Source organism: Phycisphaerae bacterium (genome assembly GCA_019636475.1).
Classification (GTDB): Bacteria; Planctomycetota; Phycisphaerae; order UBA1845; family UTPLA1; genus JADJRI01.
Genome location: JAHBXN010000002.1, coordinates 219,327 through 243,251 on the forward strand (window position 1 = coordinate 219,327; position 23,925 = coordinate 243,251).

General features: G+C 60.1%; 17 protein-coding genes. 8 read left to right on the forward strand and 9 right to left on the reverse strand.

Translation table 11 applies throughout. The features are described from left to right. Positions 1–64: 64 nt before the first annotated feature. The 5 genes from purE (at position 65) to KF841_04025 (ending at position 5,056) form a co-directional block, all read left to right on the forward strand. Positions 65–565: a 5-(carboxyamino)imidazole ribonucleotide mutase gene (purE, locus tag KF841_04005; protein ID MBX3394512.1), complete on the forward strand. Its 501-nt coding sequence runs from the start codon at positions 65–67 to the stop codon at positions 563–565. Beyond that, the gene (locus KF841_04010) at positions 562–1,668 is read left to right on the forward strand and encodes a 5-(carboxyamino)imidazole ribonucleotide synthase (GenBank protein MBX3394513.1); all 1,107 of its coding nucleotides are present in this window, start codon (positions 562–564) and stop codon (positions 1,666–1,668) included. Before purE ends, KF841_04010 begins: the two co-directional genes overlap by 4 nt. A gap of 113 nt (positions 1,669–1,781) precedes the next feature. Next, positions 1,782–2,462, forward strand: coding sequence for a metal-dependent hydrolase (locus KF841_04015; protein MBX3394514.1), 681 nt, complete (start codon positions 1,782–1,784; stop codon positions 2,460–2,462). A 52-nt stretch (positions 2,463–2,514) separates the two neighbouring features. After that, positions 2,515–3,867, forward strand: coding sequence for a hypothetical protein (locus KF841_04020; protein MBX3394515.1), 1,353 nt, complete (start codon positions 2,515–2,517; stop codon positions 3,865–3,867). 55 nt (positions 3,868–3,922) lie between these two features. Continuing rightward, positions 3,923–5,056, forward strand: coding sequence for an acyl-CoA/acyl-ACP dehydrogenase (locus KF841_04025; protein MBX3394516.1), 1,134 nt, complete (start codon positions 3,923–3,925; stop codon positions 5,054–5,056). Positions 5,057–5,084: 28 nt separating this feature from the next. Here KF841_04025 and priA read toward each other — a convergent pair whose 3' ends face one another. Then, positions 5,085–7,430: a primosomal protein N' gene (priA, locus tag KF841_04030; protein ID MBX3394517.1), complete on the reverse strand. Its 2,346-nt coding sequence runs from the start codon at positions 7,428–7,430 to the stop codon at positions 5,085–5,087. A 193-nt stretch (positions 7,431–7,623) separates the two neighbouring features. Further along, positions 7,624–8,529, reverse strand: a complete 906-nt coding sequence (locus KF841_04035) for a prepilin-type N-terminal cleavage/methylation domain-containing protein (GenBank protein MBX3394518.1) — start codon at positions 8,527–8,529, stop codon at positions 7,624–7,626. Positions 8,530–9,501: 972 nt separating this feature from the next. On the opposite strand from KF841_04035, the gene KF841_04040 reads away from it, so the two are divergent. Further along, the gene (locus KF841_04040; GenBank protein MBX3394519.1) at positions 9,502–10,938 is read left to right on the forward strand and encodes a UDPGP type 1 family protein; all 1,437 of its coding nucleotides are present in this window, start codon (positions 9,502–9,504) and stop codon (positions 10,936–10,938) included. Between the two features lie 14 nt (positions 10,939–10,952). Here KF841_04040 and KF841_04045 read toward each other — a convergent pair whose 3' ends face one another. The 5 genes from KF841_04045 to KF841_04065 form a co-directional block, all read right to left on the reverse strand. Continuing rightward, a complete protein-coding gene (locus KF841_04045; GenBank protein ID MBX3394520.1) occupies positions 10,953–11,813 on the reverse strand; it encodes a hypothetical protein in 861 nt (286 codons plus the stop codon). Beyond that, positions 11,810–12,433, reverse strand: a complete 624-nt coding sequence (locus KF841_04050) for an RNA polymerase sigma factor (protein ID MBX3394521.1) — start codon at positions 12,431–12,433, stop codon at positions 11,810–11,812. Before KF841_04050 ends, KF841_04045 begins: the two co-directional genes overlap by 4 nt. A 199-nt stretch (positions 12,434–12,632) precedes the next feature. Continuing rightward, complete coding sequence (locus tag KF841_04055; protein ID MBX3394522.1) at positions 12,633–13,346, reverse strand: hypothetical protein; 714 nt, start codon at positions 13,344–13,346, stop codon at positions 12,633–12,635. Between the two features lie 244 nt (positions 13,347–13,590). After that, a complete protein-coding gene (locus KF841_04060) occupies positions 13,591–15,666 on the reverse strand; it encodes a hypothetical protein (protein ID MBX3394523.1) in 2,076 nt (691 codons plus the stop codon). Positions 15,667–15,738: 72 nt separating this feature from the next. Continuing rightward, entirely contained in the window at positions 15,739–17,451 is a 1,713-nt protein-coding gene (locus KF841_04065; GenBank protein MBX3394524.1) for a hypothetical protein, read from the reverse strand. A 663-nt stretch (positions 17,452–18,114) separates the two neighbouring features. Between KF841_04065 and KF841_04070 the strand changes: the two genes are divergently transcribed. Further along, positions 18,115–19,233 (forward strand): hypothetical protein, encoded by a 1,119-nt coding sequence (locus tag KF841_04070; protein ID MBX3394525.1) that lies wholly within the window; start codon positions 18,115–18,117, stop codon positions 19,231–19,233. Positions 19,234–19,369: 136 nt separating this feature from the next. Here the strand turns inward: KF841_04070 and KF841_04075 are convergent, their stop codons facing one another. Further along, positions 19,370–20,785 carry a hypothetical protein gene (locus KF841_04075; GenBank protein ID MBX3394526.1) on the reverse strand — a complete coding sequence of 472 codons (1,416 nt, stop codon included), beginning with the start codon at positions 20,783–20,785 and terminating at the stop codon, positions 19,370–19,372. Between the two features lie 445 nt (positions 20,786–21,230). On the opposite strand from KF841_04075, the gene KF841_04080 reads away from it, so the two are divergent. Continuing rightward, complete coding sequence (locus tag KF841_04080; protein MBX3394527.1) at positions 21,231–22,625, forward strand: hypothetical protein; 1,395 nt, start codon at positions 21,231–21,233, stop codon at positions 22,623–22,625. A 21-nt stretch (positions 22,626–22,646) separates the two neighbouring features. On the opposite strand, the gene KF841_04085 is transcribed toward KF841_04080, so the two are convergent. Continuing rightward, positions 22,647–23,918: an aminopeptidase P family protein gene (locus KF841_04085; GenBank protein ID MBX3394528.1), complete on the reverse strand. Its 1,272-nt coding sequence runs from the start codon at positions 23,916–23,918 to the stop codon at positions 22,647–22,649. Positions 23,919–23,925 lie beyond the last annotated feature (7 nt).

Here is a 23,925-nt window from a genome sequence, read left to right on the forward strand (position 1 = left end):
CATGCTCCGCGCGATGCCGGGCGCGGATTTCGGAGATGAACAATCGGCCACCAGGGGCGACGGCATGTCAGAGACCGTGGACGTCGGCGTCGTGATGGGCAGTTCGAGCGATTGGGATACGCTGCGCCATGCGGCCGAGATACTGACTGAATTTGCCGTGAACCATGAGGTTCGCGTCGTCTCGGCTCATCGCACGCCAGATCTACTCTTCGAATATGCAGGCACCGCGGCCAAGCGCGGGCTGAAAGTGATCATCGCCGGCGCGGGCGGTTCGGCACATCTGCCGGGAATGCTGGCGGCTAAAACTGCGGTCCCGATCCTGGGTGTCCCGGTACAGTCACACACTCTTTCCGGCATCGATTCACTGCTCTCCATCGTTCAGATGCCGAAGGGGATTCCGGTTGCCACGTTCGCAATCGGCCCCGCAGGCGCGGCCAACGCGGCACTCTTCGCCGTGGCTGTCCTTGCACAGGATCGACCGGAACTTGCCGCACGACTCGACGCATTTCGTGCGAAGCAGACGCAGGCCGTGCTCGATCATCCCGACCCACGAGGTCGCCCATGAAAATCGGCATTCTGGGCGGCGGCCAGCTCGGGCGCATGCTTGCGCTAGCTGGACACAACCTCGCCATCCGCACGCTGGTTCTGGAAGAGTCGGCTGAGTGTCCGGCTGTTAACGTGACCGATGTGCTCGTCGGCTCCTTCGAGCATCGCGGCGACCTGGAGCGGATCGCGGCCGCGTGCAGCGTCGTCACCTATGAGTTCGAGAACGTACCGATTGAGGCGGCACGCTATCTGGCTGAACGCGTCCAGGTGTCTCCTCCGCCGCAGGCGCTCGAGTCGGCACAGGATCGTTTGCTCGAGAAGCGCCTTTTCCAATCGCTGGACATCGATACACCGGCATTCGAGCCGGTGGATTCCCGGAGCGACCTCGCCTCGGCCGTCGAGCGGATTGGATTGCCCGCCGTTCTGAAGACGCGGCGGATGGGTTATGACGGCAAGGGCCAGCGCATCCTGAACATTGAGAGCGACATGGATGCCGCATGGGAGGCACTTGGCGGCGTCCCGATGATTCTTGAACGATATGTTCCGTTTGACCGCGAAGTGGCGATCATCGCGGTTCGGACACGTGACGGATCGCATGCGTTCTATCCGCTCGTCGAGACCCGGCAGCGTGACGGCATTCTTCGGACGGCGGTCGCTCCCGAGCCGCGATGGACAGAGCCTCTCCAGGAGGCCGCGGAGACATACGCCGCGCGCCTGCTTGATCGGCTTGAATATGTCGGTGTGCTGGCATTGGAGCTATTCGAGCATGAAGGCTCGCTGCTGGGAAACGAATTTGCACCGCGCGTTCACAACTCCGGCCATTGGACGATCGACGGCGCCGAAACCAGCCAGTTCGAGAACCATTTGCGAGCGATTCTTGGTCTGCCACTCGGATCGACGGCGGCAATCGGCCATGTCGGCATGGTGAATCTGATCGGCGTCTTGCCGACACTGGAGTCCATGCTGCAAATTCCGCACGCCCGCGTTCACCTCTATGGCAAACGCCCGCGGCCCGGGAGAAAGATCGGCCATGTCACCGTTCGGGCCGACGACCCATCCACGCTGATCGCGCGGCTTGATGCACTGATCGAGATCGTACGACTGGCAGAGTCTGCGGACTGATCTCCATGAATCGACCGGAAGCTCTCGCATGCCGGGCTCACTTCCGCTGAATCGGCCGCCGCTCTGCAAACCGAGGAAATTCGACTATGATGCATACTCAAAAGGAGGCCGTCATGTCGATCAAAATTACCTTCATCGGTCACTCGGCATTTTATCTCGAGAGTGGTGAACACCGGATCGCCATCGACCCGTTCATCACCGGAAATCCGGTCGCCAGGCTGAAGACCTCCGATATTCATCCGGGACACATCGTTGTTACTCACGGGCACGAAGACCACGTCGGTGACACGCTGGAACTCGCCAAGTCGAACCGGGCGGTTGTTTATTCGTCGTGGGAAATCTGCGGATACCTCGGCGAGCAAGGCATTCCCGACAATCAAAGGCAGCCCGGCAACGCCGGCGGAAAGATAAAATCACCGTTCGGCTGGGTCGCGTTCACACAGGCATTCCATTCCTCTTCGCATGGAGGCCGATACATGGGACAGCCGATGGGCGTGATGATCCACATCGGCGGCCGAACGATCTATCACTGCGGCGACACCGGTCTTTTCGGGGACATGAAGCTGCTCGGCGAGATTTACAAGCCCGATGTTGCGATGATTCCGGTGGGTGACCGATTCACGATGGGGCCGGAGCTTGGCAAACTGGCGGCTGAAATGATCAAGCCGAAGATCGCCATCCCCATGCACTACGGCACGTTTTCCGGATTCCTCACCGGCGATATCTCCGCCTTTTCACCGGCCGGCGTTGAAGTCAAAGCGATGAAGCCGGGCGAGTCATGGGAACTGCACTGAGCGCTTCGCCAGGCTGACTGGCGCGGCAGAATGGTCCATTGAGCTGAACGGCATGACGAACCCATCATCGCCCATGACCGCCGCGCAGACCACCGGGTGCGTTCAGCCGCTCAATGCGGCTGACCGGCTGATGCTGGTTGCGCACGAGGGAATGCGCCGGCTGGGCCATCCGGGCTTTCAGTGTCAGACCCATGTCTGGCTGGACGGGCGCCTCGATGTCGGCAAATTCCGGAGCGCTCTGGCGTCGCTGGAGCGTCAATACCCTGTCATCACATCGCGACTGGCCCGGGATCGCCGCGGCATCCCATACTGGTCGGCACATGCCGGACCGGTGAAATTTACTGAGCTGGACGAATCATCAGACGAACAGGCCACCGTCTGGCGGACCGGCGAGCGCCTCTTCGCGGAGCCGCTCGATCCGGACCGTCATCCGCCGATTGAGTTTCACCTGCTGCACCTTCCCGACGGCCGCGACGTGCTGCTCCTACGATTCAGCCACGTGCTGATGGACGGCAAAGGCCCCGAGTTCGCGCTGAGCGAGATCAGCCGGCTCCACGCCGAAGAATCCGCCTCCACGATTCCGGCGATGCCATGCGCGCACGACGAACTCGCCGAGCACCTCAGCCGCATCGGACGGCGCAGGCGTTTTTCAGCAGCGATGCAGGTAGTTCGCAGCCAGATCAAGCTGCCGATTCGATCCGGCGTGCTTGCCCGGGGCGATGTGTCGCAATGGTGTCATGGGCCGCTTCGAATTCTCGTTCGAGAAATGGATGAGGCTCGGACACGGGCGGCGATTGATCGTGTACGGCGTCTGTGCGGTTTTGCGAATCTGTCGCCCGCGGTGCTCGCCTCGGTGTTTCGTGCGATACGGGCATTTACGGACAAGCCCATCGGCCGCAGAACGGGGTTTCAGACCGATGTGCCGCTCAATCTTCGCGCACCGGGGAAGATTCATCCCGTGTTTCGGAACTATATGTCATTCATCCGAATGTGTGCCAGGGCCGACGAACTGGAAGACCGCGATGCACTGACCAGGTCGCTCAATGCCTACATGCGCGATCAGATTCGCCGGGGAGTGGATATCGGCACGGCACAAATGATGTCGTTAATGGCTCCGATGGAAAAGCTCCTCGCCCGGCATCTGGTCGATCGCATGCGGAAGGATCCCATCTCGCTTGGATTTGGCTTTCTCGGTCCGGTGCTTGCGGGTCTGGAGTCATTCTGCGGTCGACGAGTGGATCGGCTCTATTCACTGAACGCCTCCATTTCCCCTCCCGGCATGGTGCTGCAAGTGGGCCAGTTCCGCGGCAGAATGAGCCTCGCGATGACTTACATCGAAGAAAAGGTGCCTGACGAACTGGCGAACCGCTTCGCCGAGTTTATCATGGACGACCTGACGACGTGATCGCGGCGGCGGCGACGATGAACGCAGATACAGGACCCCTCGGGAAGCCAGAATCATGAACTTCGAACTGTCCGAATCCCAGCAGTCCATTCGCCAGGCTGCCATCGATTTCTCGCAGAAAGAACTGGCTGGCGGAGTGGTCAATCCGACCTTCGACCGCGACGGCTGGAAAAAGTGTGCCGCTTTCGGCGCGATGGGCATCACCATTCCGACGGAATTCGGCGGCCGCGGGCAGAATCTCGATGAGATGGTCGCGATGATGGAAGGCCTCGGCTACGGTTGCAAGCGATACGGCCTGCTGATCGCGATCAACGCGCACATATTCGGCAGTGTCGAAACACTCTACAAAGCCGGCACCGATGAACAGAAGGCGCGCTATCTTCGGAAGCTCGCCACCGGCGAATGGGTCGCAGCCCATAGTGTCACCGAACCCGAAGGCGGAAGCGATCTCGGCAACATGCAGACGATCGCACGGCGCGTGGGTGATCGATGGATCATCAATGGCAGGAAGAAGTACGCGACGTGCGGCGCCGGCGCCGACCTGCATGTGGTTTATGCCCGAATGGACGACGCCGAGCGATACCGCCTGAGCTGCTTTCTCGTCGAGCCGGGAACGCCCGGCATGACCGTGCGTCCACTCCCCGCCACCGGCCTGCACGGCTCCGGATTGAGCGAAGTGATCTACGAAAATGTCTCGGTGCCCGACGAAAATGTGCTCGGCAAGCCCGGCTCCGGCTCAATGGTGTTTCAGGGATCCATCGAACGCGAACGCGCCTGCATCTTCGGCTTCGTCCTGGGGGCGATGAAGAAGGAACTCGAACTGGCCGTTGAATATGCCAACAAACGCCACGTCGGCGGTCGCGCCATCGCCGGGTATCAGGCCGTCGCCCATCGAATTGCGGATATGAAAGTGCGGCTGGATGCCTCACGATTGCTGCTGTACCACGTGACATCGTTGAAGAGCGCGAACAAACGCGCGCCGATTGAGGCGGCCGTCGCCAAATTATTTATCAGCGAGAGCTTTGTGCAAAGCAGCCTGGACCTGATACGCACCTTCGCCGGCAACGGATTCATCACCGAGAACGGCATTCACACCTTTCTGAACGACGCCCTCGGCACTATCATCTTCAGCGGCACCAACGACATCCAACGAAACATCATCGCGGCGCAAATGGGTGTTCGAGGATGACATGCCCCGGCGCCGTTGCGTCTTCGCGTCATTGCAATGACACTGGATCGACATCGACCACGACGCTCTTTGCGCGCGCACGGAGTATTTTCTCGCTCTTCATCACTGCGTTGGCACGCATCAACGCATCGGCTGTCGGAAAGGTCACGAGAACGTCAAATCGGTAAAGGTCGCGAATTCGAGTGATCGGCGACTCACGCGGCTCAAAGACTCTTGCCGGAATGCCGTGCATTTTAAATCGCTCCCGGGCCGTTCGGCTCAAAGTCTCTGCGGCCGACCGCGCCCGCGTAACATGTCCGTCGGCGAGCACGATTCTCAGCATCCGCGACCATGGCGGTAGATCCATCTCGCGGCGAAGCGCCAGTTCGTGCCGCGCAAAGCCCTCATAATCGCCGGCAACGGCGTGTCGAATCGGTGACGTATCAGCCGCAAAGGTCTGCACCACCACGGTCCCGCCCGTATCGCCGCGCCCACTGCGACCGGCCACCTGCAGAACTAGCTGGAAAGTCCGTTCTTCGCTGCGAAAGTCATCCAGCGCCAGCGCCGTATCAGCACTGATCACACCGACAAACGACACAAACGGAAAGTCCAGCCCTTTCGCCACCATCTGGGTGCCGACCATGACATCAAACTCCCGCCGTTCAAACGCACCCAGAAGGTCCGCGAAGTCCGCCGCGCCTCGCATGATATCCGAATCGATCCGCCGCACGCGCGCCGCGGGAAAACGCCGGCCGATCTCCTCCTCGACCCGCTCGGTACCCAATCCGAATTTCACCATCGTTCCATCGCAGCCGAGGTTCTGACACCTTCCTGGCACACGAAGCGTCCGGCCGCAGTAGTGGCAGTGAGCCATCGACGTGCTGGCATGAAAGACCAGACGAACCGTGCAATGCGGACACGTCAGAATCGTTCGGCATTTTGCACAATGCAGGAAACTCGCATAGCCGCGACGGTTCAGTAGAATCACCGCCTGTTCATTCCGATTCAACGTATCGTTCAACTTCTCTTCCATCACGCGGGAAAGCATGTGGACGCCAGGACGGACGCGATGTTCCTCATTCATGTCCACGAGGTGCATCGTCGGAAGCGCTAGACCGCGCACGCGATTCGGCAGGCGCAGAAGATGATAATGCGGCCGGCGCCCCACGTTCAGCCAGGTCTCCAGCGATGGCGTCGCCGATCCCAGTACGATCGGTATGCCCTCGATATGGCATCGCTTCACCGCCACATCGCGAGTGTGATAGCGCGGCGCGGACTGGCTCTTGTAGCTCGGCTCGGCCTCCTCATCCACGATCATCAGGCCGAGATTGGGACACGGCGCAAAGACGGCGCTGCGCGTCCCGATGACCACCGAGAACTCCCCGGCCGCAACAGCCGCCCACGTTCGCGACCGCTCGACGGAGGTCATGCCGCTGTGAATGGTCGCCACGCGGTCGAATCGACACTCCAGTCGCCGAACCGTCTGCGTCGTCAGCGCGATCTCCGGCACCAGCATCACCGCCTGTCGACCGAGCGCCAGCGCTCGGCGGATCGCGGCAACATAGACTTCCGTCTTACCGCTGCCGGTCACGCCATAAAGCACTTCGACGGCAAATTTTTCCGCTTCCAGCGCGGCGGAGATGTGGTCGATCGCCGCGCGTTGGTCGGCGTTCAACTCGAATCCCGGCTCCGGATGCAGCTCGCGCGGCGCGGCGAGCGCGGAATGTTCCGGCCGCGATTCAATGCTTACCTGTCCGCGCTTTTCAAGTGTGCGCAGCACAGAAATCGTGCAGCCGACAGACCTGAGCAGTTCATCGGCTTGAACCAACTCGCGGCCGGTGTGTCGTGCTTGCTCCAGACGATGAAGGATCGCATCAGCTTTCGCGGAGCGCTTTGCCTTCCCTGTCTCACGGGTTACGGCTTCGGAGGTATTGCCTTCGCCATGTGAAAGATCCGAGTGAATGAAGCCCCGTGCGAGTCGAACGTAAGCGACTTGCCGCATTCCGGCGTGCCGCTTAGCGGCCGAAGGCACCATGAGATCGAGTGTTCGCCCGACGGGCGAGGCATAGTACTGCGACAGCCAGACACCCAGCTTGAGCAACGCCGGCCCGATGATCGGTTCGTCATCGACGATGCCGACGATCGGCCTGAGCGTCGAATCCCATTCGCATTCGCTGACCTCGATGCAGAATCCCGGCGCCAGCTTTCCGCCGCGACCGAATGGAGCCGTCACACGCATGCCAGGCCGCAGCCTGCCAGCCAGTTCGTCCGGCACCGCGTAGCTGTATGGCGTCTCCACCGGCCGCAACAGCGCAACGGATGCGACACGGATTCGCCGGGATTCCACCGGCTCGATCAACGAAGGCGTCAGTTGTTCGGCGCGGCTTCTCGGCATGACGATCTCGTATCGAAGGTTCGACTCGATTGTACATAGATCGCGTGAGCCTGATACGCCCGCTGGGCATGAACGGGGCCGCAATGGAGCTCTTAACAATCGGATTGTAAAAAAAGAACAACGGCGGCTTACGAATCGTAAACCGCCGTTGTGAATTTGCCAGACAATCCGTGAATCGACTAATTCACGAGCGTCAAGGGACGATGACCGCGTCCGAGTTGCTACCCGGGTTGGCAATCGTCGCCGTCGGAATGGCCGTACCGGCGTCGACCGGCTGAGTGGCACCCGCCGCAACGTAGGTGTAGCAGTTGTCGCGACCGCGGGAGACCGTCAGACCGGGGCTGATGCGACCCGACAGACCAACGTCGGGACCCTTCTCAAAGCTGACGTGGCTATCCTGGAACAGGATGTTCTCGCCTTCGCGGTTGGTGTGGTTCTTCGAGTTACCGCGACCGGCTTCGCGTCGGTCAGTGAGGGGAGCCACGCCCGTGATGCCGCCCTTGATGTACGGATTTCCGTCCGCCATGATCGGGAAAGTCGGCTCCGAGCTGGTTCCGACGATTCGGCGATTCGGGTCGTGCTGATAGTGATAGCCGTAGCTGAGGTACTGCGACGCACCCGAGGCCGGGTTCTCGCTCAGGAAATCGAAGTAGGCAGTTGTGTCCTGAGCCGGATCCGGGATGTCGGTCGTGCTGGGGCAGTTGAACTGCTTCGGAGTCGAGTTATTCGCTCGGAGCAGCGCCCAGAGGTCAACCGAAACCGACGGCGTGCCGGTCGTGGACGGCTCATTGATGCGGTTGTTGGGCAGGAAGTTCTGCATCGCACCGTTGTTGGCATTCCAGACCTGAGCAATGGCCGGGAAGGTGCCCGGATCGTCCTGGGCATAGATGTACATCGACTGGCCGAGACCCTTCAGGTTCGCGGCGCAGACGGTTCGCTTCGAGAGCTCGCGAGCTCGCGACAGCGACGGCAGAAGGATCGAGATCAACAACGCGATGATCGCGATCACAACCAGGAGCTCAATCAGAGTAAACGCTTTGGATCTTTTCACGGTCCAAACCTCCTTAACGGTTTCCGATGGACCTTCTACTTCGGGCATCGGCGAGCCAGGGTATTCTGAAGTACACTTACAAATAAGAGCTTCCGCACGACTTAGACGGCTCGAGCGTCGTCTAGGTCCGCATCCCCTGCTACACCGCATTCCTTTCGTACAAGGCCCCGACCACACCGCAATGATCGGGCTTTACAATCTTACCCTCGCCGACCAGCGACAACCGCTGACCAGCCGCGAGGCTATTCGAGTCAACCTTTGCTTGGCATCGACTCCATCGGGAGTCCATTGCCGCTAATGTCCAACCGCTTCAATACTGTCCTGGCGGGGCGTAAGTTTCGGAGCCGGATGTCGCCTTGTGACATGGGCGCGTCACGGCGCACAACGCTTAGCAACCGAAAAATCCGCAGTTTCAGGAGGTGAGCAGGCTGAGGATGAATCTACTTCCGGCACCGCCCAATGTGCTTGAACATCGGCGGCGCACCGAACCGAATGAATGATTACGGGGTATGAAATCGAGCCACTCAGCTTCCCAACCTTACCTGCACGGGATACACTCACCGCCTTATTTCTTTCACTGAATTCTAATCGACTTCGGGCTATCGGGTCAACTAATTCGTAGCGATTCCGCTGATTCATCGCAGCGTTTCTCTCGCCAAACCAGCCCCAAAACCGGTGCTTCCGCAGCCCGGGAAGTCCATTGATCCGCCGGCATTCATCGACTACATGGCGAATCGACTGAAGTCGCCGCGCATGTCCCGTTACCCTCTTCGGCAGGCTGATAAATGGCCTCCTTCAGCCCGATCACAATTTCAGAGCAGGTAATACCTCTGTAACAACTTGTAAATACACACCTTATACATGCTTTTGTCACAGCAGGCCGACCAGGCCGCATCCGGCAAATCCGAAGCATTGCTGATTGAACCCGGGCCGGCAGTCTGATAATTTCCACCAGCGAACCGACCGGAGGCCGTCATTCAAGCTCCGTGGAGGTTCGCCGACAGATCCCTGGAGCGGCCCATGTCCGACCTTGCTGCCGAGTATCGCCTGTTGAAGTCTGCATTCGACGCCGTCGAGCAAGGCCATGTTTTCACATTCTGGACCGAGCTTGCAGAAGACGAGCGACGCATCCTGCTCGACGACCTGAAGAGCATCAATCTGACCCAACTTCCCGGCGTAGCCGCCCTTGCGCAGAAGCCCGACGCGCATGCCGCGATTCCTGACGACCTCACTCCGGCCGAAGTCATTCCCCGCGAGTCCGTCGGACGCGATACCATTCGCCTGGGAGAGAAGCTTCTGGAAGAAGGCCGAGTCGCGGCATTCACCGTGGCTGGCGGGCAGGGTACGCGGCTCGGCTTCGACGGGCCCAAAGGCGCGTTGCCGGTGTCGACCGTGCGCGGCAAAACGCTCTTTCAACTCTTCGCAGAGTCGATTCTCGCGACCGAACGACGCTATCGAACCACCGTTCCGTGGTACATCATGACGAGCCCTGCAAACGATGCCCAGACGCAGGCGTTTCTGCGCCGATATCAATTCTTCGGCCTCGCGCCGGACCGCGTCCGATTCTTTCAGCAGGGCGTGATGCCCTCATTTGATTCGCAAGGGAAAATCCTGCTCGATCAGAGAAACCGCGTCGCGCTTTCTCCCGACGGTCACGGTGGCTCGCTACTTGCGATGGCGACGTCAGGCGTGCTGGCCGACATGGCTGCACGCGGCGTTGATTACATCAGCTATTTCCAGGTCGATAATCCGCTGGTCTTTTGCCTCGATCCGGTCTTCATCGGATTGCACGCCGCCGGCGGAGCGGAGATGTCAAGCAAAATAGTGCCCAAGGCTGACGATCTGGAAAAAGTCGGAAACTTCGCCACGTCAGGCGGAAAGCAGATCGTGATCGAGTATTCCGACATGCCGGAATCGGTCGCGCGCTCACGCAATCCGGATGGCTCCCGACGATTCGATGCCGCGAACATCGCGATTCACATCCTCTCCCGATCGTTTGTCGAACGACTCACCGCCGACCGTGCGAGCTTCGCATTGCCCTGGCATATTGCGCGAAAGAAGATCCCCTTTGTCGATCCGTCCACTGGCGGCCGAGTCGAACCGTTGGAGCCGAACGGTGTCAAGATTGAGGCATTCGTTTTTGATGCGCTGCCGCTGGCCCGCGCGGCCACGCTGCTGAGAACCTCGCGCGAGAACGAATTCAGCCCGGTCAAGAACAAGACGGGAGTTGACTCAATCGAGACAGCGCGGCGTGACATGAGCCGCCGCGCCGAAAACTGGCTGTTGCAGGCCGGATTGATTGATGAACACGATGCCAATGCCATGCCTCCGGTCGCATGCGAGATCAGTGCTCTCGCCGCGCTCGACGCCGCGGAACTCGCGGAGCGCGCACGCCGCGGAATGATCAGCGTTCATCGAATCGACCACCCCACGCCTGCGATCGTCATTGACGCATAGCGTCGGAACACGAATCAACCGCCGGCCGGGGCATTCGACTTGAAATATGCCGGCGGCTGCTTCCATTCCTCCGGCATGTCGCGCTCATGGATCAGGTCGAGCACCGCAGGCTGCTCGAAGGGCGACACCTCGACGAGTGAGAGGTTCGGCAACCGCCGACGATGCATGTACAGACCGTCGGCCAGCGCCGGCGCGATGGTCAGATCGAAGTCGCGATCGACAAATACCACGACGCCGCGCCCATCCACTTTCGCCAGAATCTCGACGCACTGCGAAGAGGGGGCGCCGGCGACTTTCACATACGACACGCCTGTCCACTCCGCATTCGGAGGTGGCGCCACGATCGCGAGTGCCGATCCGAATTTCCAGAAAAATGTCTGGGCGAACTCACGATCGTCCTTGCAGAGCCATTGTGCCTTGAACTTGTTCGCAACGCAGATCTGATACGCCTCGGCCATATCGATCAGCCGGGGCCCTTCCGCCAGGAACGTCGACGATGGCATCCTGAAAAAGGCATGCCAGCCGTACCAACCAAGGGCGAGGGCCGCCACGATCGAAGCAGCAACAGCGGCCGCCAGGCCGCCGCGCGTAAATCGTCGTGGCTGGCGGGCCCGAGACGACTCACCGAAACTTCTCATGGCGCCGAGCGCGGTGTCGTCCGTGGAGCCCACCGGCTCCGATGGCGCATCGCCGGGAGTCGGCGCATAAAGACGGCGAAGGGAACCGTTGATCTTTCGTTGCAATTCGACGGCCGCGCGGAGCGATTCGTCGGCGGCAATTGCCTGTTCAAATCGGGCGCGATCGACTTCCGAAAGTTGGTGGTCGACGTATCCGTCAAGCAGCGATGCCGGATTGTCATGCCCGTCAATGTTCATGCGTGGCCTCGCCGACCTGTTGCAACATCCCAACCGCTCGCCATCAGTCGCTCGCGCATCAAGCGCCTCGCACGATGGACATGACTCATCGCCGTGCCTTCGGGGATCGAAAGCACAGCGGAAATCTCCGAGTATTCCATCGACTCGATCGACCGCAGCAGCAGGCACGCGCGGGCGACTTCGCCCACGTCGGCCAGCGCTCGGCTGACCTGATCATCGAACCAGGAATGCTCCACTGGCAGTTCGCCTCGGGGCCCCAGCTCAACGCGACCCGGATCGGTGCATCGAAGCACCGAACCCGTCAGCGCCGTATCACCATCGAGACTCGCACTTTTCCTTCGATTCTCGCGTCGAGCTGTATTCATGGCGACATGGCGAACAACCTGACCCATCCATGCAGTGAAACTGGTGCCGGGAGTGAACTGATCGTACTTCTGAAATGCTATCACCGCCGCGTCCTGCACTACATCGTCCGCCAGCGTCCGATCGCCGATGAGGCCCGCCGCGATGAGCCAGAGCACGCGGCGCGCTCGCAAGAAATGCGCAGAAAATTCAGCCTCCGCGCGAACACGATTCGCTGCGGCCTCCGAGACGGTCCCGCTCTGGTCCTGATCAATCATTCGACTACGATTCAGTAATGTCCCGCCGAACCTGCGGGCTTGCAAAGTGTTTTCATGCTCCGCAAACCGAACCACAGGGCTGCGGGCAGACTCCGACTGGGCAAAATCGGTCCGATCACACCGAGATTGGGAAGCTTCTCCGGCCCTGATCCGCCCCCGTCAGGACGCTCCATCATTGCGACAGGAAACCGACGCCGCGCTACTCATCGTCGGAATCGTCGGAATCGTCATCTTCGCCGGGCTCGTCGCCTTCGGCCTCGTCGGAATCTTCGTCATTTGCATCGTCATCGGACGCATCGTCGGTGTCGTCCTCGGACGTGGATTCGTCGTCTGAATCGGAATCCTCGTCTGAATCGTCTGAATCGTCGGAATCGTCGGAATCGTCATCATCGCCGGTCGTCGCGGCATCGCCTTCATCCGATTGCCCGGCTGCATCCTTCCCGGCTTCCTTCGATTCCGCTTGCTTAACGGGGCGGTCGGCCGATTTCCCGCCGCCTCCAAAAATTCCACCGGCAATCTTCCTGCCCAGCTTGAGGAGCTTGCCGCCCCCCGCTGACCCTCCTGCCGGAGCCGCGGAAGTCGCCTTCGAAGACGGTGTCTCACCACTGGCATTTCGTTCTCCGGCTGACTTATCGCCTGATCTCGCACTTTTTGGTTTGGGCTGGTTTTTCCTGGCGGTCTCGATGTTTTTGGCCCGGAAAGTTTCCAGCGCGTCGTAGGACAGCGTCCGTTCGGGGAGCAGCTTGACTTCGGTTTGTGCGCCGAGATAGCTCGAATCAAACTCCGGCGTTCCCGCCGGCATCAGTTCACCCATTTTCACATCGGGCTGGCCCCCCAGGGGCGTCTCCCGATCGCAAGCGGCGGCAGCAATCACGAGGAGCAGACACACCGCAACGGACGAAACTCTCAGCATTTGAATACCCCGGTTGGATCTTTGAAAAACGGAATCGGAGGATTGAGTGCCGCGCGACAACTTCACGCGGCCGTTCCGAAACCTCTTTCAGTGTAATCCGCAATGCCCGCCGATTCAACGAATGCCCCGCCGAATGCAAACGTCTGAACGGCCCCGGATCATTTCGGGAAGGCGGATCCCTGGCCGGATTCCGCCAGCCCGCTGGGTTATCGGGTCAATCCGGACCGGATTGCTGCCGGTCTTCCTACCGTTTCACGCTCTCCGCGCCCGACTTCATCAATTCGATCAACTCGCTTGCGCGCGGTTCCGCAATAAACTCGACGTGCCCGTCGACAAACACAAAACACGCACCATTGTTGTCATTGAATATCGCACGCTCGGCGAGCAGCACTTCATCAGGGGGGCTCTTGGTGCTTAGTCCGGGGCGATAGATGATGTAGGATTTCTCAGTCAGTTCGTCAAAAGATTCGGGACCTTCCTCGTTGTACGGATTCCTGAAGTAACTCAGCGTGATCGAATTCGGCGCCAGGCGCAGCAAATCCTCCAGGCTCGCTGGAAATTCGCCATTCGAATCCATCGCACAAATCTGGATCGCCTGGCCGATCCCTCGCAGGTTGTACATGCTTTGAATGCGCAGGGCTTCTTGTCGAGATTGAATGACCGCCTCAGTGCCGGCTTCCACCATCGCGATCAACAAAGGAGTCGCATCATCCTTGCTCTCCTTCGATTCCAGATCCCGCGGCCGGCCGAGGTCCCAGACCAACTCCAATGTCGCCATCCGATCCCGCGACCAGAGGGCAAGACTTGCCGTGCCCGACGACATCAGCGTCCCCAATCTGGGTCCAAGCGTGAACGGAATAAACGGCGCTTTCTTTACGAGCATTTGCAGATCGAGCATTAATGCGAAGTGATTCGATGCCTCGATGCCGGCATAGCGCTGACGAATGCTCTTGTTTGCCGGTTCGGCGCTTCGACCGGCAGCGCATTGGGCGACGTCCATGAGCGTCTCCGGTGAATCAGCCAGGACAAAATGGTTTTTCGCCGACGCGAACGCGAACGGCGCCGCGGCGCCGCCCACATGAATCCGCAATCCGTCGCGCTCCACGATACGGACCGGCAATTCAAATTGGGTCACGAGTTGATCCAATTGACGGTTGAAGGCGGCGGAGTTGCCGAGCGGACAAACCGCCGCCCATCCAACCGGCGATTTCCTTGTAAAATCAACTCGAACGCCGAAGACCAGCTCATTCACAAGTTGGCCGAGAAACTCGCCATCCCAGTCGACGCCGGTGGTCGCCTTGAATGTCGCGAGGTCTTCCAGATACTCCTGCCCGATGGTCTTGTCGAACAGGTCAGTCAGCTCATAAACGCCGGCCAGCGCACGCGACGCACTGCTCCAACCGAACCGGCCGACCGCACAAAAATCATCGGGCAGCGCACCCAGTGCCGTCGACTTCGATCCGGGCCGCATCAACCACGCCGGCAGCCCACGACAGCCCTCCTTCATTGCCAGGTTCGCCCGAAGCGAAATGGTCTGTTTCTCCCAGGTCAGTTCCAGTGACACGGATTCGACGTCCGTCGGCGAGAGCACGCTTAAGGCGATTTCCGCCAGACTGTTCGGCTCGGGCTTCAAGACCTCCGCCGCGGTCAGCAGCGCGTGCGGATTCACAATCACTCGGATTCCGCGATCCTTCGACAACGATCTGCAGAGCCGCCGTGAACCCGGCTTGTCAATCCAGCGACTCTTCGGGTATTCGTCCCGCCGCCATCGCAATACTCGGTTCGCCTTGGTCGCGCCGAAGGCGATCCGGTCACGCATCGCGAAAGCCAGCACCATTTCGTCACGATTGCGGTCAAAAATCCGAATCGACCGCTCGCCCGGCTCCATTGTCAACGCCGAGGTCGCGGACGATCTCAGCATCGACCGCCAGGCGGGCAACAATCTTTCCTCGCACCAATCCTCGAACTTTTCGTCCGGCCGGTTCATCTCAATCGCAATGAGAATGCCCGAATCTTTGGACATTTCGAATCCGCGCGGCGGCACCCAGCCAATGACAAACGGGCCCGGTATCCGCTTGATTGCTTCAAGAACCTGCTTCTGCGCCAGTTCATTCGGCGCGATCGCTCCAACCAACGGTCCCAGCAGTTTCGGCGGTAGAGTCTGGGACGGCCGATCAACAAGAACGATCACACCGACATCGGCCGGCATCGTCTCCAGAAGCTTTTCGATATCGTCTTCTGCGCGAGCCGTCGCGTCGAACGTCGCCGAACACAAGGCAATCAGTGCGACGGTGACAGGCATCCGCGATTTCATCATCATTGCTATGACCTCACGTGCATCGAACCCGGCCCGAACCGCGAACACCGGCACCGCCATGCCGGGATGCAGGCACTACCTCTGCTCTGAACTCGATCGGCTCTTTGAATTGGCCCGCTGCCCGGCGGTCGGCAGCGTTTCAAGTCGCCTTTTCAATTCGGTGAACAGTTCGTCCAACGGGCCCACGCCGGCTTTCGCAGCGTCCTCATCACCTGATTCGATGATGTCGCGCAATCGCTGCCCCTGTGTGTGTTCAAACGCTGCTGCGCGGGCCTCGATGTCGCGCAGGATCGATTCTGCCGCGGCTCGCTGCGAATCAGAAAATTCGTGCCGATTCGCGAATGAGATGACATACCGTCGCCATTTCGACGCTCGCGGCGTGAGGATCACCGGCGTTCGACGCTTCTTCATCAGCAGCGCCTCATCATCACGACCAACCTGCCCTATGCCGGAAGGTCGCTCCCCACTCTTTGTCGGCGGCGCGTAGTCGAAGTCGTATCCGGTGATCGGATCGTAAGGCACCTCCGCAAGATACCGCGGCACGAGTTGTGAAAGCGATGAGGGATAGACGCCTTTTTCCTTTCGATAGACCTCCACCGCAATCGACAATCGCGTACGAGCAAAATTGCTATGGGCGCGAAGCGAGAGGAAGTGAGTGCGCGCAAGCGACGGAAGCATCATGCGCGTCAGCCTGTCCCAGGCCGGCAGCTTCCTGAACAGCAATTCCTCGTCAACCGTCTCGCCCGGCGTGTCATCCTCCGATCGCGACGACTCCGCAATCGCGTCGAAAAATTCGTTCATGTTCCGCTTGATCGCGCGATCCGGGAGATAAATTCGCTGAACGGCCGCCCGCAAGCGGCTCCAGCCGCTGGGCTCGGCCTGACCCGTGGGAAAATTTCCGCCATTGGTCGCCATCGCATCCCAGCCCCCGTAGTCGATCAGATCATCGACAATCGCAGTGGACCATTTCTGCTCCGCCCGCAGCATGGGTTCAAAGCGAGGAAGTGTCGCCTGCAACTCGTTCATCGCCTCCAGCGCGGCCTTCAGTGTCTGCGCGTCGGCATGTTCACTGGCGACCACGCGCATCATGCCCGTCTCGGCCAATCCGCCACAGGCAAAACCAACCAAACCCTCGATGAGCGTCCTCCCATTGCCGATGTGGTTCCCCAAACGCTGAATCGTAAGGAACCGGTCGAGCGCGGCTTCCGCATCGCCATTTGCGAGCCGATAGGTCGCGTCAGCCGCCATGATCCGGGCCAGTTGCCGTGAGTGCCCCAGTGTCGGCAGAAGCGCGGCCAACATCATGTCCGAATCGCCGCGAAACATGGGCATGTCAAATTGCGACGACAAGACGGCGTCGCGCGCAGTCGCGATGGCCGGCGCGTTTTCGTCCAGCCACGCCTTCAATCGAACACCCGTCTCGCCCTCGGGCCAGTCGCCCCCGGACGCTCCCGCAAAAGCTTCATCCAGCTCGGCCGGACAGTCCTTCATCTGGTTCAGCGCCCCGACCAGTTTCCACGCCGCATTCTGTCCAATGGGAATGTTCGGGTACTCCATACCGCGCGCCCGCAACAGCTCGGCCGGCATGATCTCGAATTGTTGACCGCGAAGGATCACCTTCCCGTCATCAGTGAAGACCGAACCGACGCCCGTCGGCGGAGGATCGACCGGGGATGGTTGCGCCAAGGCGCTGCCGACGTCGCAATGCCACGCGATTGCCACGATCGCGGCACACCTCATCCAAAGAAACGTGCTGTGGTGATTCAGTCGCGGAGTCAGTTCACCCATTCGCTCACCTCCGACCTAAGTGAGAATCCTTAATGTTTGAGCCAATTAAAAGCAGAAATTCGGGCATTTTTCGCCGTTTATTTGGATCATTCTTTAAGCAACTTCACTTAGTATGAATCGACAGTCGACCCCTGACGCAATTTAACCACCGGTCGTTGTAGAACGACCGCTCCGAGCTTGAATATCCGTCAACAGACTCTACATCTCACGGTGTGGCTGGTGCTCCGCGTTGCGTTTCGCGGTCTGATTGCAGTGCCCTGAAACCCGGCCGAACCCCGAACGCAAACCCGCGCCGATGCGCCGCGACGAACTCGTGAACCGGTGCAGCCGAATTTGAAACACCCTGGCGGTATGCGTTGCGCTGAGGAGAGTCATTGTGCCGAGAGTGGACACGAACGCAACATTAAAATACTGAGGTTGCCAGACTCCGCGGAGGCATGCCGCCAGACCCCGCATTGCTGCTCTGCGGCATCATGCCGGACCGATCGTTAACCTGCCCTTCTCCACGGAATCCCCCGAAGCGGCGACCGGCTTCCGATAAAATACGCATCCCGAGCCGGAGAAGTTAGATTAGGATTCTAAATCCGCCCGGCTTGCGACCATCCTGTTCGGGAATGGAAGGTTGGCCCGCCGATCGCAGAACCCTCGGACATGGAGGCAGGTTTGGGAAGTTCGCGTGTACACCGGGCGGACGACAAGCTGGAGTCCCACGGCCAGTTGGTTATCGGTTATACTGACTCGACGTTTGACTACCCCTTAAGCATGATGGCACAAATCCACTCAACCAAGCGGAAGCCCCGAAGTCGATCACCGCGACTGATTCACTGCCTGTTCGCGGCGGGCTTGGCCGCGATTATCGGCTGCGACGGCTTCTCGCTCTCATCCACGCCGATCGGCAATCCGATTCCAACTGGCGGAATCAGCGGCACGACGCCAGGCGACAACGGAATTGCCTCCAATGCTTCACCCGCCGCAAGCGAGTATGAGCAGCTTGCGCTGGAACGGATCAACCGAGCCCGTTTGATGCCCGGCCGTGAAGCGGAGCGATACGGAATCGCAGTCGATGAGGGTGTCCCCGGTCAGATCGACAGCACGCCGAAGCAGCCTGTCGCTCTGAACAGCACGCTGCGTGTGGCGGCCCGCGCACACAGCGAAGACATGCTGAACCAGGACTACTTCGCGCATCGCAATCTCCTCGGCCAAGGTCCGGGCGATCGAATCACGTCCGCTGGGTATGCGTGGTCCACGGTGGGAGAAAATCTCGCGTGGAACGGAACGACGGGAACAATCGACCCGCATCAGACCACGGAACAACAGCACGAGAACCTGTTCGTCGATCGCGAGATCGAGGGTCGTGGACATCGCATCACGATGCTTCATCCGGCGCTACGTGAAGTCGGCATATCGATCGTCCGCGGCAGCTTCACCTCAAACGGGATCGAATATACCGACTCGCTGATGCAGACACAGGAATTCGCCGCGTCACCCAACAGCCCGACCTTTGTCCTGGGGGTCGTCTACGACGATCTCAATCGCAACGGCGAGTACAACCTCGGCGAAGGCCGGCCCGACGCCACCGTCCGGTTGAACAACCTGGCCCGCGCGACCAATTCGGGCGGCGGCTACGTGTTCGCGGTCGATACACCCGGCGAATATGTCCTCACCTTTCCGTCCGGAAGCCGGCTCACTCTGACAATCGACGCGGGCGATCCCAATATCAAGGTCGATTCGATCGACGGAACCCGGGTGCTCGTCAATTTCGGACAAGGCGGAATTCGCTGAGCCTTGCATGCTGCACTGTTAGCATTTCGGCAGACCCGATCCACCCAGTTGCGAAAAGAAAAGCGTCGCGCCGGAGTCTCCTCCGAACGCGACGCTTGCATCTTTCACACGAACGCCGGCAAACGCGCGGGACCGATCACTTCTCAATGAGTTTCAGCTTGGCGCGGCGTTTCTCCTCGGCCTTGACCCACTTGCGATTGGCCTCGAAGTCCTCTTCGGAGCTGAAACGCTCCAGCCGGTCGAGGACCTTGGGATTGAATCCGCCGCGTCGAAGGAAGTACTCTTCATCGGGAACCTTCTTATCCCGGCTCACATGGGTCTCGACCCATTTCATCCACTGCTTCTCCAGCTTCTCCTGCTCCTCGATCGGGAACTTATCCTGCCATGCCAACATCGTGTCACCTTGATACGTCGTCTGACGATCAACGCCGACACGCTTCGACAGGTCAAAAATCGCGCGGAAGTGATTGCGGCCTTCGACCCCGCTCGACATCATGTAGGCCGCCAGAGACCAGGATTGGCAGTAGTTCAGATAGCCTTGCGGCGTCGTCATGTCTCGATGCCACGATGCAGGGTCGATCTTCCACACATAGTCGAAGTTCTTCCACCCATCGGTGCCGAACAACCGCCGGATGATCGGAGCGTACCGTCCCCGGTCGGGCACTTCGAGAAGATTCTCATCCACATCCTTGTCAAAATCCCACCACTCGAAGACCGATGCATGACCTTCATTCCACCAGTTCGGAGCCCGCACTGGAAATCCGATATTGTAGCCCGGAAGCAGTGTCATCCCGAGCCGCATCTGAAGTTCCATGTGGGCGGCTTCGTGCTTCAGCGTGCCCTTCTCCCATTTGGCGAAATCGGTTTCACCGTCCGTGAACTGCGACAACCGGAAGTGTCTTGCCGGCCAGGCATCAAGGCGGTCCTGCATCAGGTGCGCCGCCGGCTGGAACATGCCGCCGCTGCCCGGCGCGCCGCCATTCCGCATATAGGTCGCGCGGTCCGCAAACACAATCACCTCGATCGGTTGCTTGATTTGCGCGGGCACGCCGAGAAACTTCTTGTAGGCGTTTCCATAGTCGCGATGCAGCATCTCCATGTACATCGCGGTGTCTGCGGTGAATTCCTTCGAAATATCCGTCCGGACGATGAAGGGGTGTCCCATGTAGGTCCACAAATAGACCTGCTCTTTGCCGTTCGTGAAGGAGCCGCCCGTGAAGTCGCCCTTCTTGTCCTGCTTGATGCGCTTCAGAAGCGCGGCATACCGCTTGTCATAGGCTTCGTCGCTCTCGGTGCGGCGCTGGCCCCATCGTATGTGGGAACTGCCGTCCTCTCGAAGAGGATGTTTCTTCTTGGCTGATTTGTCGTCTTTTGACGACTTCTTCGGTTTGGCCTTTTTCTTGGCCCCGGCGTCGCCATCATCCATGCATGCCATCTTGCCGAGCAGTTCATCGCGGTCCGGGCAGGCTCGCGCCAAACCGGGCATCGCGAACAAGGCACAAAGCGCAACGAGCACAAAGTCACTCAGTGTCCTGTTTCCGTTCGTTCGCATTACATCTCCTTCCAACTTCCGTCGCGCAAACTCCGTGACCCTGATACAACCCTGGCGCTCGTCAAATTTCAAACCGCGCCGGGCTGCCTACGACCGCCGAACGACCAGAATCACGACCGCCGGACCGAGCCCGACGAACGACAGGACCGACGTGGATCGCGAATTCTGGAACCCAAATGGATATCATATTTTATCGTCGCGGGCCGGCCTCGCCAAAACCTATTCGCCCGATTTCTTAACCAGCGATTCACCCTGACTTTCGAAGGATTCCGCTCAATTGGGGTCGGGCGCAGCGCCGAACTTCCCTCTTTCGTGCCGTCGCGGCGAACATCGGTCGGATTTTTACGACTCAGCGATCAGACTTTTGGGCATTCAGCCGATGCAGGCCGTTTCGAAGCGCCGATATAAGACAGGCATCTGACAGAATCCACGAGGGCGTAGCTCGTTGCAAATACTTAATTTCACCAATAGTTACAATGCCGCCTCGCCGCGACGATTCGCTCTCTGGATCGGCGTGGTGGTCACATTGGCTTCGGCGGCAGTCAACGTCCGCTCAATCAGCAATGACAATATTCCTAACGTACTCATCCCAATCAGCATTCTCCGGGAGCACAATCTCGAACTGGGAGAATTTCGCACGTTGATCGAGGGGTACAAGGACCGGGTCTGCTATTGGGCGGTTCAGTCGGCGAGCGGAATCTACTCACGATATCCGGTCTGGACCGGCGTCATGGCTGTTCCGTTTTTCGTGCCGTACGCCGTTTTTCACCCCGATTCGATCGCTGAAGCCGACTTGCTTCGAATCGGAAGAGTCGCTTCGGTCTTCGCCTGCGGCATCTTCGCCGCTATGTTTGCTGCAACACTACGCCGATTCGTGCCGGGATCATGGGCGGCCGGCCTGACGGCCGTCACCGTCCTCGGCAGCACAATACAGCACCAGCTTGGGGCCAATCTCACCAATCAAACCTTGCCGATCGTCTGCGTCGGCGCAATCCTCTGGTTCGTGACCCGGCCAACGCTGTCGCGCCGCGGAGCTTGCGCCGCCGGGATGATCGCCGGACTCGCCATCGGAGCGCGCCCGGCCATTCTCTTCGTCGCGCTCGCACCGCTGGGCGTTTTTCTGACGCGGCGCGATCTGCGACGACACCTGCCCCATGTCGCGTTGGCGAGCGCCCTGGTTCCGGCCCTGACGCTCTGGTATCAGCATGCCGCATTCGGCAACGCTTTCAGCACCGGCTACGGTGACGAAGCTGACGCCGGATTCACCGCCTCGCTGCCGAACGGACTCGCCGGCCTTATTGTGAGTCCGACGTGCGGACTACTGATCTATTCACCGTGGTTGATCTTTGCGGTGCAAGCGGCCGTCCGCCTCATCCGCGGAAGAGCCCCGGTGCAAAGCGACTCTGCGGCTGCCGACTCCATCCCGAGAACCGAACTCGCGCGGTGGCTCGCCGCGGGGATCATTCTCCAATGGCTGTTCTTCTCGAAGTGGTGGGCATGGAACGGAGCACTCGCCTTCGGTGGACCGCGCATGCTGGCGGAAGCGATTCCGCTGATGACGCTGCTCATTGCAATGAACGGAATCCCGGCGCATCGGCGTTGGCTGGTCGGCCTGGGGCTGTTGGCGATGATTCACTTCGCCGTCGGCTCGATCTGCTACGATGCGGTCGCTCCGTCGAACCCGGCAAAGCCGGACTGGAACATTCGTGCCGACTTCATCGCGCTTTACATTCGGCAATTCGGCGTCATTGGACTGATCAAGGAATCCGCGCAGGGCATGGCGATTCTCGGTGTCACGCTGATATCCGGTGGAATCATGGCCGGTCGATTGATGCGTTGATGCGACTGCGCGTCGCCTGGCTCACTTCTCAATGCCGCGCGTGAGGACCTCCGGTGCGCCATCCGTCACCAGAACATTGTCTTCGATCCGGACGCCGCCGATCTGAATGTGCTTGTCCACCAGCGGCCAGTTCACTGCATCGCCAAAGGTCCGTCGTCGCTCCGGATCGTTCAGAATTGCGGGAATGAAATACAATCCCGGTTCGACCGTCACGACGAAGTCCGGTTCCAGCGGCAGATCAATCCGAAGATACGCCAGACCAAACCGGGTACTGCGCTGGCGACCCGGCAGGTATCCTCCCGCGTCGCGCACGCCAAGACCCACCAGGTGGCCCAGCCCGTGCGGGAAGAACATCGCATGCACATCGCGGTCCACCAACTCACCGGGATCCCCGCGAAGCACACCGATCTCCACCAGGCCGGCGGCCATATCCCGGGCAGCCGCCAGATGGATTTCGCGATACTCCGCCCCCGCCCGGCATCGCGAGACCGCTTCGATCTGTGCCTTCAATACGACACCGTACAAATCCCCCGCGAATCCCGACGGGAGCCCTTCGGCGCCGAAGGTGCGAGTGACATCCGCGGTATAGCCCTCGATTTCCGCACCGGCGTCGATCAACACCAATTCGCCCGGAGCGATCTTCCGCCGACTCGGCTCAAAGTGAAGGACCGCCGCGTTGGAGCCGGTCCCAACGATCGAGCCGTACCCGGTGCGATCCGCGCCCTGCCGGAAGAACTCAGCTTCCATCTCGACCTGGACCTGTCGTTCCGAAACGCCTGGTCGAATCGACTTGCGCGCCAACTGAAATCCGGCGGCAGTCGCCGCGACCGCCCGGCGTATTCGCTCCAACTCCACTGCGTCCTTCGGACGGCGGGCCTGCGTCAGACGTTCGCGCACGGCCGCCGCCGTGGACACGTCACCGAATATGCCTGGAACATGACACCCAAGATTCACGATCGGGCGCCCTCGTCGAACCGCGAGCCATCCGCCCAGTTCGGCGAGCGGGCGCGCCGCGCCCCATTCAAAGGGTTCACGCCCCTCCCAGACGCGCTCCGCCTCTGTCACGGGAGGAAGAAAATCGACCCAGCCATCCGCCGCATCAAATGCGACCACCGCCCCGGGGGTCGCGCGATCGGCAAGGTATCGATACTCCGAATGCGGAAGGAACCGATAGGTTTGGTCCGCTCCGCCGGGAATCGGCACCGGTTCTCCCGCGCCGACGAGCAGCACTTCGTCCGACAGATTCAATGCACTTGCCACGCGCTCCCGACGCTTGATCAGATAGTCCGACATGAATTGA